8 protein-coding genes, 1 rRNA gene and 2 pseudogenes are annotated in these 12277 nt (G+C 69.1%); 2 read left to right on the top strand and 9 right to left on the bottom strand.

Translation table 11 applies throughout. The features are described from left to right. Positions 1-191: 191 nt before the first annotated feature. The 8 genes and pseudogenes from H1W00_RS09275 to rimP form a co-directional block, all read right to left on the bottom strand. Positions 192-1710: ribosomal RNA gene (locus tag H1W00_RS09275) — 16S ribosomal RNA — on the bottom strand. A 530-nt stretch (positions 1711-2240) separates the two neighbouring features. Further along, complete coding sequence (locus tag H1W00_RS09270) at positions 2241-3482, bottom strand: phospholipase D-like domain-containing protein (RefSeq protein ID WP_181755442.1); 1242 nt, start codon at positions 3480-3482, stop codon at positions 2241-2243. Positions 3483-3502: 20 nt separating this feature from the next. Further along, the gene (truB, locus tag H1W00_RS09265; protein WP_241733119.1) at positions 3503-4357 is read right to left on the bottom strand and encodes a tRNA pseudouridine(55) synthase TruB; all 855 of its coding nucleotides are present in this window, start codon (positions 4355-4357) and stop codon (positions 3503-3505) included. Between the two features lie 67 nt (positions 4358-4424). Beyond that, positions 4425-4871, bottom strand: coding sequence for a 30S ribosome-binding factor RbfA (rbfA, locus tag H1W00_RS09260; RefSeq protein ID WP_194956478.1), 447 nt, complete (start codon positions 4869-4871; stop codon positions 4425-4427). Then, a pseudogene (gene infB, locus H1W00_RS09255) lies at positions 4868-7674 on the bottom strand (translation initiation factor IF-2). The gene rbfA and the pseudogene infB overlap by 4 nt, the downstream one beginning before the upstream one ends. Before the next feature lie 158 nt (positions 7675-7832). Further along, the gene (locus H1W00_RS09250) at positions 7833-8102 is read right to left on the bottom strand and encodes a YlxR family protein (protein WP_286929777.1); all 270 of its coding nucleotides are present in this window, start codon (positions 8100-8102) and stop codon (positions 7833-7835) included. 20 nt (positions 8103-8122) lie between these two features. Further along, positions 8123-9151 (bottom strand): transcription termination factor NusA, encoded by a 1029-nt coding sequence (nusA, locus tag H1W00_RS09245; protein ID WP_181755438.1) that lies wholly within the window; start codon positions 9149-9151, stop codon positions 8123-8125. Continuing rightward, positions 9151-9615, bottom strand: coding sequence for a ribosome maturation factor RimP (rimP, locus tag H1W00_RS09240; RefSeq protein WP_181755437.1), 465 nt, complete (start codon positions 9613-9615; stop codon positions 9151-9153). The genes nusA and rimP overlap by 1 nt, the downstream gene beginning before the upstream one ends. Positions 9616-9688: 73 nt before the next feature. On the opposite strand from rimP, the gene H1W00_RS09235 reads away from it, so the two are divergent. Together H1W00_RS09235 and H1W00_RS09230 are read left to right on the top strand one after the other, a co-directional pair. Beyond that, entirely contained in the window at positions 9689-10102 is a 414-nt protein-coding gene (locus tag H1W00_RS09235) for a hypothetical protein (RefSeq protein WP_181755436.1), read from the top strand. Continuing rightward, a complete protein-coding gene (locus tag H1W00_RS09230) occupies positions 10099-10509 on the top strand; it encodes a DUF4439 domain-containing protein (RefSeq protein WP_181755435.1) in 411 nt (136 codons plus the stop codon). The genes H1W00_RS09235 and H1W00_RS09230 overlap by 4 nt, the downstream gene beginning before the upstream one ends. Before the next feature lie 12 nt (positions 10510-10521). Here the strand turns inward: H1W00_RS09230 and H1W00_RS09225 are convergent. Further along, positions 10522-12263: pseudogene (locus tag H1W00_RS09225) on the bottom strand (proline--tRNA ligase). Between the last annotated feature and the right edge of the window lie 14 nt (positions 12264-12277).

The raw sequence follows: 12277 nt of genomic DNA, 5'->3' as shown, positions 1-12277 counted from the left end.
CCAACAGTGTGCCTGAGTTGTCACCGTGTCCGACCGAGTTTCCACGCTCCCGAAGGAGCAGTACTGACGGTCATCCGCCGGCGACAAGCCAAATAGTCGACGTCCACTAGTGAGCTGGACCGCGTCAGACGTGTGCTGACGAACGATCCGCCTGGACCCTAGGGCCCAGTCTCTTATCGAGTGCTCCTTAGAAAGGAGGTGATCCAGCCGCACCTTCCGGTACGGCTACCTTGTTACGACTTCGTCCCAATCGCCAGCCCCACCTTCGACGGCTCCCTCCACAAGGGTTGGGCCACCGGCTTCGGGTGTTGCCGACTTTCATGACGTGACGGGCGGTGTGTACAAGGCCCGGGAACGTATTCACCGCAGCGTTGCTGATCTGCGATTACTAGCGACTCCGACTTCATGGGGTCGAGTTGCAGACCCCAATCCGAACTGAGACCGGCTTTTTGGGATTCGCTCCACCTCGCGGTTTCGCAGCCCTTTGTACCGGCCATTGTAGCATGCTTGAAGCCCTGGACATAAGGGGCATGAAGACTTGACGTCATCCCCACCTTCCTCCGAGTTGACCCCGGCAGTCTCCTATGAGTCCCCACCATGACGTGCTGGCAACATAGGACGAGGGTTGCGCTCGTTGCGGGACTTAACCCAACATCTCACGACACGAGCTGACGACAGCCATGCACCACCTGTATACCGACCACAAGGGGGGCCGTATCTCTACGGCTTTCCGGCATATGTCAAACCCAGGTAAGGTTCTTCGCGTTGCATCGAATTAATCAGCATGCTCCGCCGCTTGTGCGGGCCCCCGTCAATTCCTTTGAGTTTTAGCCTTGCGGCCGTACTCCCCAGGCGGGGCGCTTAATGCGTTAGCTGCGGCACGGAGACCGTGGAAGGTCCCCACACCTAGCGCCCAACGTTTACGGCATGGACTACCAGGGTATCTAATCCTGTTCGCTCCCCATGCTTTCGCTCCTCAGCGTCAGGTAATGCCCAGAGAACCGCCTTCGCCACCGGTGTTCCTCCTGATATCTGCGCATTCCACCGCTACACCAGGAATTCCGTTCTCCCCTGCATACCTCTAGTTTGCCCGTATCGTAAGCACGCTCAGGGTTGAGCCCTGAGTTTTCACTTCCGACGTGACAAACCGCCTACGAGCCCTTTACGCCCAATAATTCCGGACAACGCTCGGACCCTACGTATTACCGCGGCTGCTGGCACGTAGTTGGCCGGTCCTTCTTCTGCAGGTACCGTCACTTTCGCTTCGTCCCTGCTGAAAGAGGTTTACAACCCGAAGGCCGTCATCCCTCACGCGGCGTTGCTGGATCAGGCTTTCGCCCATTGTCCAATATTCCCCACTGCTGCCTCCCGTAGGAGTCTGGGCCGTGTCTCAGTCCCAGTGTGGCCGGTCACCCTCTCAGGCCGGCTACCCGTCGTCGCCTTGGTGAGCCATTACCTCACCAACAAGCTGATAGGCCGCGAGTCCATCCCATTCCGCCGGAGCTTTCCACCACCAGAAGATGCCTTCGGTGGTCGTATTCGGCATTAGCCAGCGTTTCCACTGGTTATTCCGAAGAATGGGGCAGGTTACTCACGTGTTACTCACCCGTTCGCCGCTCGTGTACTCCCGAAGGAGCCTTACCGCTCGACTTGCATGTGTTAAGCACGCCGCCAGCGTTCGTCCTGAGCCAGGATCAAACTCTCCGTTGAAAATCTCCCACACCCAAAGGCATGGTCAACATCTAGAAAAGCTGATTCCTGACAAGTTTTGACTGCTGGACAGTCATTGTTGTCGGAATTGTCCCTGCGGCAACGCGCGACCATGAACCGAACTAAGGCCCATCATCCTTCGTCGCCGCCGGGGTACTACTAATTAATTCGTCGACTTTTGGCACACTGTTGAGTTCTCAAGGATCAGACGCACATCACACACATCACCGTTCCCGGATCCATGCGGAGGCTCCAATTTACATCGCCGTTTTCACCAGGTCAAACCCGGGTCGGTCACGATGCGCGCTACGTTTTCCCGCGGCCAGTTTCCGGACCTCCCAGAGGAAGTTCCTGGCGTTAACCGCTTCGGTCTGCGCTCCGCTGCGCTGTTCGGCGCAACAAGAAGAACACTACCCATACGATCCCAGCGAGGGCAAACCGGGGTGGGGGTGCCCTGCGTCACACCCGAGATTCCGGGCGAAAACGGCCACGCCCACTCCCCCGGCACGCCGACTGCGCCGGCGCCGGCGTCAGACCAGCGGCCGCCACGGGCTGAGGAGGCGCTCGTAGAGCCGGGCGATCGTGGGCCGGTCGCGCCAGGCCTGGACGTCGAGGACCTGGGCGCTCTGGGCGTCGCGCTCGAAGATGCGGCTCATGCCCTCCGCGAGCCCGTCGTCGAGGATCTCGAGGTTGATCTCGTAGTTCCCCGTCAGGCTCAGACGGTCGATGTTGGCAGTGCCGATGGTCGACCACTCGCCATCGACCGTCATCGTCTTCGCGTGCACCATGTGGTCGCTGTAGCGCAGGATCTCCACCCCCGCGTCGAGCAGCTGGCCGAAGTAGCCGCGCGCGACGAAGTCGGCGACGACGTGGTTCGAGACCTTCGGGACGAGGATGCGCACCTGCACGCCACGACGGCTGGCGTCGACGAGTCCTTGCAGGATGTTCTTGTCAGGGATGAAGTACGCCTGCGTGATCTCGATGGACTTCGTCGCCCGGTCGATCGCCTCGAGGTACATCCCGCGGATCGGGTAGATCAGCTGCCGGGGCACGTTGCGGTGAGCGCGCACGTGCGGGTCCCAGGTGGACTCGGAGAGGGGCGTCATCGACTCGTGCGGACGCACGTCGTTCCAGAAGTCGATGAACGCGTTCTCCAGGTCCCACACCGCCGGACCGGTGACCGCGACGTGGGTGTCGCGCCACTCGTCGGCGTAGAGGCTGCCGATGTTGTAGCCCCCGACGAACCCGATGGCGTCGTCGACCACGAGGATCTTGCGGTGGTTGCGGCCCCAGGCGCGCGGGCTGAAGAACGCCAGCCGGTGCGGCAGGATCGGGTAGCGCATCATGTGCACGCCGTGGCCGAACCGGAAGAACGCGGGCGGCACCACGAGGTTGGCGAAGCCGTCGTAGATCACGCAGACCTCGACGCCGCGGTCGGCCGCGTCGCGCAGGGCACGACGGAACCGGCGGCCCATCTCGTCGCCCTTGATGATGTAGGACTCCAGCAGGATCCGCCGGTGCGCGCCGGCGATCGCGGCGAGCATGTCGTCGTACAGCGCCTCCCCCGAGACGTACACCTGCACCTCGTTGCCGCCGCCGATCGTGAAGTGCTCGGCCTCGATCCGCGGAAGCGGCTCGGTGCCCTTGCCACGCATCCGCTTGCGGATGGAGGTGGCGGTCATCAGCGAGACGACGGCACCCAGCTGCACCAACAGGCTGCCGATCAGGAAGCGGCGGAACAGGCCGCGTGGGGGTGACGACCGGAAGCGCATGGCGCTCAGCCTAGGTGGTCTCAGACGAAGACGGCGACAGGGCGCGCGCCGGCGCCGGCCGCCTCGTACAGCGCGAGGAAGGATCCGTCGGGGGCGAACATCGCCACCGGGCCCTCGGCCGGGAGGGCGACCGCCGGGAGGGCGCGGCCGAACCGCACGTCGCGGGCCTGGTCCTCGTCGAGGTCCAGGCCGGGAAACGCGGCCCGCGCGGCGTCGTCGAGTCCGACCATGTCGAACGACTCGGCCAGCTGGTCGAGGGTGCGGGCCTGGTCGAGGCCGAAGCCGCCCACGCGCGTGCGGCGCAGGCTGGTGAGGTGTCCGCCGACGCCCAGCGCGCGACCGAGGTCACGCGCGAGGGCACGCACGTACGTGCCGCTCGAGCACACCACGCGCACGTGGGCGACGGCGCGCTCGCCGGGCTCGAACCCGGTCAGCTCGAAGGTCTCCACCGTCACGGCGCGTGCCTTGAGCTGGACCTCCTCGCCCGACCGCACGCGCGCGTAGGCACGCTTGCCGTCGACCTTGATGGCCGAGACGGCCGAGGGCACCTGCTCGATCGCTCCGGTCAGCGGCGCGATCTCGCGCAGGACGTCGTCGGCGGTGACGGCCGACGCATCGGCCACCGACGTCTCGTCGCCCTGGGCGTCGTCCGTGACGGTCGTGGCACCCAGCGCGATGGTGGCGAGGTACTCCTTGTCGGCGCCCGCCACGTGGCCGAGCAGCCGGGTGGCGCGATTGACCCCGAGCACGAGCACGCCCGTGGCCATGGGATCGAGGGTGCCGGCGTGGCCGACCTTGCGCGTGCCGGCGAGCCGGCGCGTGCGCGCGACCACGTCGTGCGAGGTCCAGTCGATCGGCTTGTCGACGACGACCAGGCCCGAGGCCGTGGTCGCGGCTCGCCGCTCGCGTTGCTGCGAGTCGGCGTGCCGCGACCCCGGAACCTCACTGCTCAGTGGACTCGTCCTCGTCCTCGCGCTGCTTGTACGGCTCGGGCTCGCCGGCGTACGCGGCGCCCTGGGCCGCCTCGGCGACGCGCGCATCGGACTCGCGAGCCTTGGCCAGCAGGTCCTCGATCTCGCGCGCCGTCTCGGGGACGGAGTCCAGGAAGAACTCCAGGGACGGCGTGTGTCGCGCCCCGAGCTGCTTGCCGACCTCGGAGCGGATCAGGCCCGTGGCGCTGACCAGCGCCGCGGCGGTGTCCTCCCGGGAGCGGTCGTCGCCCATCACGGTGTAGAAGATCGACGCGTGCTGACCGTCACCGGTCAGTCGCACGTCCGTGATGGTGACGAAGCCGAGCCGCGGGTCCTTGACCCGCCGCTCGAGCATCGTCGCCACGATCTCCTTGATGCGATCGGACTTCTTGGCCTGACGAGGGCTTGCCACGGTCAGTCCCGCTTCTTCTCGACCAGCTCGAAGGCCTCGATGGTGTCCCCGACCTTGATGTCGGAGTACGAGACCACGACACCGCACTCGAAGCCCTCGCGGACCTCGGACGCGTCGTCCTTCTCACGGCGCAGCGACAGGACGTCGAGGTTGTCGGCCACGACCGAGCCGTCCCGCACGATGCGAACCTTCGCATTGCGCCGGATGGAGCCGCTGGTGACCATGCAGCCCGCGATGTTGCCGCCCTTGACCTTGCTCGAGCGGAAGATGTCGCGGATCTCGGCGGTACCGAGCTGCTGCTCCTCGTAGATCGGCTTGAGCATGCCCTTGAGGGCCGCCTCGATCTCGTCGATCGCCTGGTAGATGACCGAGTAGTACTTGATCTCGACACCCTCGCGGTCGGCCAGCTCCGTCGCCTTGCCCTGCGGGCGGACGTTGTAGCCGATGATGACCGCGTTGGAGGCCGCCGCCAGGTTGACGTCGGTCTCGGTGATCGCACCGACACCACGGTCGATGACCCGCAGCGAGACCTCGTCGCCGATGTCGATGCCGGCCAGCGAGTCCTCGAGGGCCTCGACCGAACCAGCGCCGTCGCCCTTGAGGATGAGCAGCAGCTCGTCGGCCTCGCCCTTCTCCATCGAGGACATGAAGTCCTCGAGCGTGCGACGACCCGAGCGCTTCGCCAGCAGGGCGTTGCGCTCGCGCGCCTCGCGCTTCTCGGCGATCTGACGGGCGATGCGGTCGTCCTCGACCACCATGAAGTTGTCACCCGCACCGGGCACGGCCGTCAGGCCGAGCACCAGCGCCGGACGCGACGGGGTCGCCTCCTCGATGTTGTCGCCGAACTCGTCGAGCATCGCGCGGACACGGCCGAAGGCCGGACCGGCGACGAGCGAGTCGCCGACGCGCAGCGTGCCGCGCTGGACCAGCACGGTGGCCACGGGGCCACGACCGCGGTCGAGGTGAGCCTCGATCGCGAGGCCCTCGGCCCGCTGGTTCGGGTTGGCGCGCAGGTCGAGCTCCGCGTCCGCGGTGAGCACGATCGACTCGAGCAGGGCGTCGAGGCCCAGCTCGGCCTTGGCCGAGACGTCGACGAACATCGTGTCGCCGCCGTACTCCTCGGGCACCAGGCCGTACTCGGTCAGCTGACCGCGGACCTTGGTCGAGTCGGCGCCTTCCTTGTCGATCTTGTTGACCGCGACGACGATCGGCACACCGGCGGCCTTGGCGTGGTTGAGCGCCTCGACCGTCTGGGGCATGACGCCGTCGTCGGCCGCGACCACGAGGATCGCGATGTCGGTCGCCTGGGCACCACGGGCACGCATGGCGGTGAACGCCTCGTGGCCCGGGGTGTCGATGAAGGTGATGCGACGCTCGTTGCCGTCGACCTCGGTGGCGACCTGGTAGGCGCCGATCGACTGCGTGATGCCGCCGGCCTCCTTGGCCGCCACGTTGGCCTTGCGCAGGGCGTCGAGCAGCTTCGTCTTGCCGTGGTCGACGTGACCCATGACGGTGACGACCGGCGGGCGGGCCGCGAGATCCTCCTCGTCGCCCTCGTCCTCGCCGAACTCCAGCGAGAAGGACTCGAGCAGCTCGCGGTCCTCGTCCTCGGGCGAGACGACCTGGACGTCGTAGTTCAGCTCCTCACCGAGCAGCTGCAGCGTCTCGTCGTTGACCGACTGCGTCGCGGTCACCATCTCGCCCATGTGGAACAGCACCTGGACGAGCGATGCCGCGTCGACGCCGACCTTGTCGGCGAAGTCGGTCAGCGAGGCGCCGCGCGCCAGGCGCACGATCTGGCCGTCGCCCTTGCGGACGCGCACGCCGCCGATCGACGGCGCCTGCATCTGGTCGAATTCCTGACGCTTCGCGCGCTTGCTCTTGCGACCACGGCGCACCGGACCACCGGCGCGACCGAAGGCACCCTGGGTGCCGCCGCGCTGGTTGCGACCGGGACCGCCGCCACCGGGGCGACCGCCACCGGGAGGGCCGCTGAAGCCACCGGGACGCGCAGCGCCACCGGCGCCACCGCCGCCACCGGGACGGCCACCGCCGCCGGGACGACCGGGACCGCCGGCGCGACCGCCGGGACCGGGACGCGCACCGGGGCGCGCGGGACCGACCGACGACTGCTTGGGCATCATCGCGGGGTTGGGGCGAGGCATGCCCGGACGTGCCGGGGCACCGCCCTCACGTGCGGCAGGCGGCCGCGGTGCGCGGTCCTGCTGCATGCCCTGCTTGGACGAGAACGGGTTGTTGCCCGGACGCGCGGCAGGCGTGCGCGGACCGGGACGGGGACCGCCGCCGGTGGGCAGGCCGCCGGCCTGGCCCGGACGGGGAGCCGGCGCCGGAGCGGGACCCGGGCGCGGGCCCGGGGTACGCGTCGGCGCGGGAGCCGCCGCGGCGGGAGCCTCGGGCGCCGGTGCCTCAGGCGCTGCCGGGGCGGGAGCCTCGACGACCTGGGGAGCCGGGGCCGGAGCCTCGGGGGTGGGCGCCTGGGCCGGACCCGGCCTCGGCGCGGTGGGGCCGACGGGGCGGCCGGCGATGCGGCGACCTCGGCGGACGTGGACTCGGGGGTCTTCTGGGGTGCCTTCGGCGCCGCCGGCTTGGCGGGGGCCTTCTTGGCACCCTTCTTGGCGCCCTGCTCGCGCAGGCGGTCGCCGTGCTCCTCCTTCAGACGGCGCACGACAGGCGCCTCGACGGTGGAGGACGCCGACTTCACGTACTCGCCCATCTCCTTGAGGGTGGACAGGACGACCTTGCTCTCGACACCGAGCTCGCGTGCGAGCTCGTGGACTCTGACAGCCACTCTTCTCCTTCAGGGATCCGGCCCCGAAGGAGGCACGGATCAGTTGTTGACGTACAGGCTCATTGCGCGGTGCATCTTCATTGCGCAGTACTCATCGAGTGCTCATGAGCGTGTGCTCCGATTTCCGTTTCGAGCGGCACCGGTCGGTGCCACAGTGGTCAGGCTCTGCTGTGGGCCTCGGCTCGCACCCAAGCGGCGACGGCGTCGGTGTCTAGGGGACCTTCGAGACGAAGGGCCCTGACGAACGCTCGCCGGTCAAGAGCGAGTTGCAGGCACCGTTCCGCGGGGTGCAGATGCGCACCGCGGCCCGGCCGAGATCCGTCTGGGTCGGGCTCCACGGTGCTTCCCGCGGGGCTCCGGCCGGCGACGACTCTCACCAGGGTGGACTTCTCCGCACGCTGACGACAGCCGACGCACGTACGAATCACCACAGTCCAGTCTAGCGGCTCTACCGAGTGGACGCCGAATCGCCACCCGGCGTGGGTGCCGTGTCGGGCCGGATGTCGATCCGCCAACCGGTCAGCTTCGCTGCGAGGCGGGCGTTCTGGCCCTCCTTGCCGATCGCGAGCGACAGCTGGAAGTCGGGGACGACGACGCGCGCCGATCGCGTGGCTTCGTCGACGATCGTGACGCCCTTCACCTGCGCCGGGGACAGCGCGTAGGCGATGAACTCGGCCGGATTCTCGCTGAAGTCGACGATGTCGATCTTCTCCCCGTGCAGCTCGGTCATGACCGCGCGCACGCGCTGGCCCATCGGGCCGATGCAGGCGCCCTTGGGGTTCACGCCGGCGGCGGTGGCGTGCACGGCGATCTTCGTGCGGTGGCCGGCCTCGCGGGCGATCGCCGCGATCTCGACCGAGCCGTCGGCGATCTCGGGCGACTCGAGAGCGAACAGCAGCTTCACCAGGTTCGGGTGCGTGCGCGACACCTTCACGCGAGGGCCGCGCAGGCCGCGCTCGACCTCGTAGACGTAGGCCTTGATGCGCTCGCCATGGGCGTACCGCTCCTCGGGGACCCGCTCGTTCAGCGGCAGCACGGCCTCGATCGAGCCGAGGTCGATGAACACGTCGCCGGGCGAGCGGCCCTGCTGGATCACGCCGGAGACGATGTCGCCGACCTTGCCGGAGAACTCGCCGAACTTGCGCTCGTCCTCGACGTCGCGGATCCGCTGCATGATCAGCTGGCGCGCGACGGACGCGGCGAAGCGGCCGAAGTCCTCGGGGGTGTCGTCGAACTCCTCGGTGAACGTGGCGGCGGGCGTCTCGCCGTCCTCGGACGGGGGCGCCTCGAGGCGCTCGCGCGCCCACACCGTGACGTGACCGGTCTTGCGGTCGAGCTCGACCCTCGCGTGCTGCTGGGCACCCGCGGTCTTGTGGTACGCCGAGAGCAGCGCGGTCTCGATCGCGTCGACGACGAGGTCGAAGCCGATCCCCTTCTCGCGCTCCAGCATCCGCAGCGCCGACATGTCGATGTCCATCAGACGTCCTTCCGGTTCAGCTCGATCTGCACGACGGCCTTGACGATCTCGTCGTACGGGAAGCGGGTGGTGTCGCCCTTGACGGCCAGGTCGACCCCGGTGTCGTCGCTGGCGCGGATGCGGGCCTCGAAGCGCTCGCCGTCGACCAGCTCGACCGCGACGACGCGGCCGGCGTTGCGGCGCCAGTGGCGCGGCTCGAGGAGGGGGCGGTCGACGCCGCGCGAGGCGACCTCGAGCGTGTAGCGGCTCTCGCCCATGACGTCGGACTCGTCGAGGGCGGCGGAGACGGCGCGCGTGACCTGGGCGATCGTGTCGATGTCGACGCCACCGTCGCGGTCGACGGCGACCAGCAGGCGGCGGTTCTCGTTCTTGCCGAGAAGCTCGACCTCGTCGAGGTCGAGGCCGAGGGCGGTGACGACGGGTTCGAGGAGACTCGATATCCGGTCCGTGGGGGAAGTGGTCATCGGGTGCTCCTGTTCAGTTGTCTTCCGTACTGCCCCACCCTAGCGAAGAGGTCGCGGTCGGTAGTCTGCGGTCGTGAGCAGCCGACGCGTCGTGATCGCCGCCGCGGGCGGAGCGGCCGTGGGACTGGCGGGACTGTTCGTCACCGACACCTTCGACGACGCCCTGCGCGCGGTCGGCGCGACACCGAAGCCGCTCCCCCGGCCCGAGGACACCTCGCTCATGCGGGCCGTCATCGAGGACCAGCAGCGTGTGCTGGCCGTCGCCCGCGGTGCCGCGAACGCGCCCGCGGTCACGCTGCTCTCCGCGCAGCTGGAGCAGCTGGGCGCGACCCCCGGCACCGGGACGGGCGCCGGTGATCTCGGCGCCGCCCTGCGCACCGCCTCCCGCCACCGGGCCATCGACGCCCGCGCCGCCATCGCGCCGGAGTTCGCCCAGGTGCTCGCGGCGATGTCCGCCGGCCTGGCCCAGGCGGTGACGCTGACGTGAGCACGGCGACCGAGCTGCGCCTCACGCAGCGCTGGCTGGCCCTCGAGCACGAGGCGATCTGGACCCTGGGGCTCGTGGGCGCCCGCGTCCCCGCGCTGGCCGAGGCTGCGGAGGACGCGATCGCGGCCCACTCGACCGTCAGGGACCGCCTCGGTGACGCGGTCCGGAAGCTCGGCGACTCCCCCGTGGCGACCCAGCCGTCCTACGACGTCGCCGAGCCCACGAACGCGGCGGCCGCGCGCGCCCTGGTGCGCGACGTGGAGGCGCGCATCGCCGCGGCGTGCGTGCGACTCGTCGCCGCCACCGCCGACCAGGCCCGCGACCGAGCCGTCCGCGGCCTGCGCGCCGCCGCGGTGGCCGAGGTGCGCTGGGGCGGCGAGCCGCAGCCCTTCCCCGGCCTCGACTGACCCCCGGGGTCGTCAGGCGCGGGCGGTGAGGGTGGCGACGAGCTCGCCCACGGGCACGTCGGTGCGCTCGCCGGTGGCACGGTCCTTGAGCTCGACGACGCCGTCGGCCAGGCCCTTGCCCACCACGACGATCGTCGGCAGCCGATCAGCTCGGCGTCCTTGAACTTCACGCCCGGCGACATCTTCGGACGGTCGTCGTAGAGCACGTCGAAGCCGGCCGTCTCGAGGTCGGCGACGATGGCGTCGGCGCCCTCGAACAGCTCGGGCGCCTTGCCGGCCACGACCAGGTGGACGTCGAACGGCGCGACCTCCTTGGGCCAGACGATGCCCGACTCGTCGTACGAGCCCTCGACCACGGCGGCCACGGCGCGCGAGACGCCGACGCCGTAGGAGCCCATCGTGACGGTGACGAGCTTGCCGTTCTCGTCGAGCACCTGCAGGCCGAGCCGCTCGGCGTACTTGCGGCCGAGCTGGAAGATGTGGCCCATCTCCATGCCGCGGGCCAGCTCGAGCGGGCCGGAGCCGTCGGGCGCGGGATCGCCGGCACGGACCTCGGCGGCCTCGATCGTGCCGTCGGACGTGAAGTCGCGGCCGGCCACGAGGTCGAAGACGTGGGAGCCGTGCACGTCGGCGCCGGTGATCCAGCTGGAGCCGTCCACGACGCGCGGGTCGGTGAGGTAGCGGATGCCGGTGGCGTTCTCGGTGCCGAGCACGCCGGGGCCGATGTAGCCCTTGGCCAGCGCCGGGTACTTCGCGAACGCCGCGTCGTCGAAGGGCTCGATCTCGGCGGGCGACACCTGGGCCTCGAGCCGCTTCGTGTCGACCTCGCGGTCGCCGGGCAGGCCGATCGCCAGCGGCTCGGTGGAGCCGTCGGGGTGGCGCAGCATCACGAGGACGTTCTTGAGCGTGTCGGCGGCCGTCCACGGACGGTCGTCGCGCGGGAACGCGGCGTTCGCGTGGTCGACGAGGGTCTCGATCGTGGGCGTGTCGGGCGTCAGCTCCGCGTGCGCGGCGGGCAGGCCGTCGAACGCGATCGCGTCGGGAACCACGGTGGTCACCGCCTCGACGTTGGCCGCGTAGCCGCCGGGCGAGCGGACGAACGTGTCCTCGCCGGTCTCGGAGACGACGAGGAACTCCTCGCTCGCCGAGCCGCCCATCGCGCCGGAGTCGGCCTGGACGATCACGTAGTCGAAGCCGAGCCGGTCGAAGACGCGGATGTAGGCGGCGCGGTGGGCCTGGTAGGCCTGCTCGAGCCCCTCGTCGGTGACGTCGAACGAGTACGAGTCCTTCATGATGAACTCGCGGCCGCGCAGGATGCCCGCGCGAGGACGCGCCTCGTCGCGGTACTTCGTCTGGATCTGGTAGAGGATCGCGGGCAGGTCCTTGTAGGACGAGAACGTGTCCTTCACCAGCAGGGTGAACATCTCCTCGTGGGTGGGACCTAGCAGCATGTCGTTGCCGCGGCGGTCCTTCAGCCGGAAGAGGTTGTCGCCGTACTCGGTCCAGCGATCGGTGGCCTCGTAGGGGTCGCGCGGCAGCAGCGCCGGGAAGCGCACCTCCTGGCCGCCGATCGCGGCCATCTCCTCACGGACGATCGCCTCGACCTTCGCCAGCACCCGCAGTCCCAGCGGCAGCCACGAGTAGATGCCGGGGGCGACGCGACGCACGTAGCCGGCGCGGACGAGCAGCTTGTGGCTCGGCACCTCGGCATCGGCGGGATCGTCGCGCAGGGTACGGAGGAACAGCTGGCTCATGCGCATGGCACGAG

It is taken from the genome of Aeromicrobium phoceense (assembly GCF_013868155.1).
GTDB lineage: Bacteria > Actinomycetota > Actinomycetes > Propionibacteriales > Nocardioidaceae > Aeromicrobium > Aeromicrobium phoceense.
This window is presented reverse-complemented; position numbering and strand designations above follow the sequence as displayed.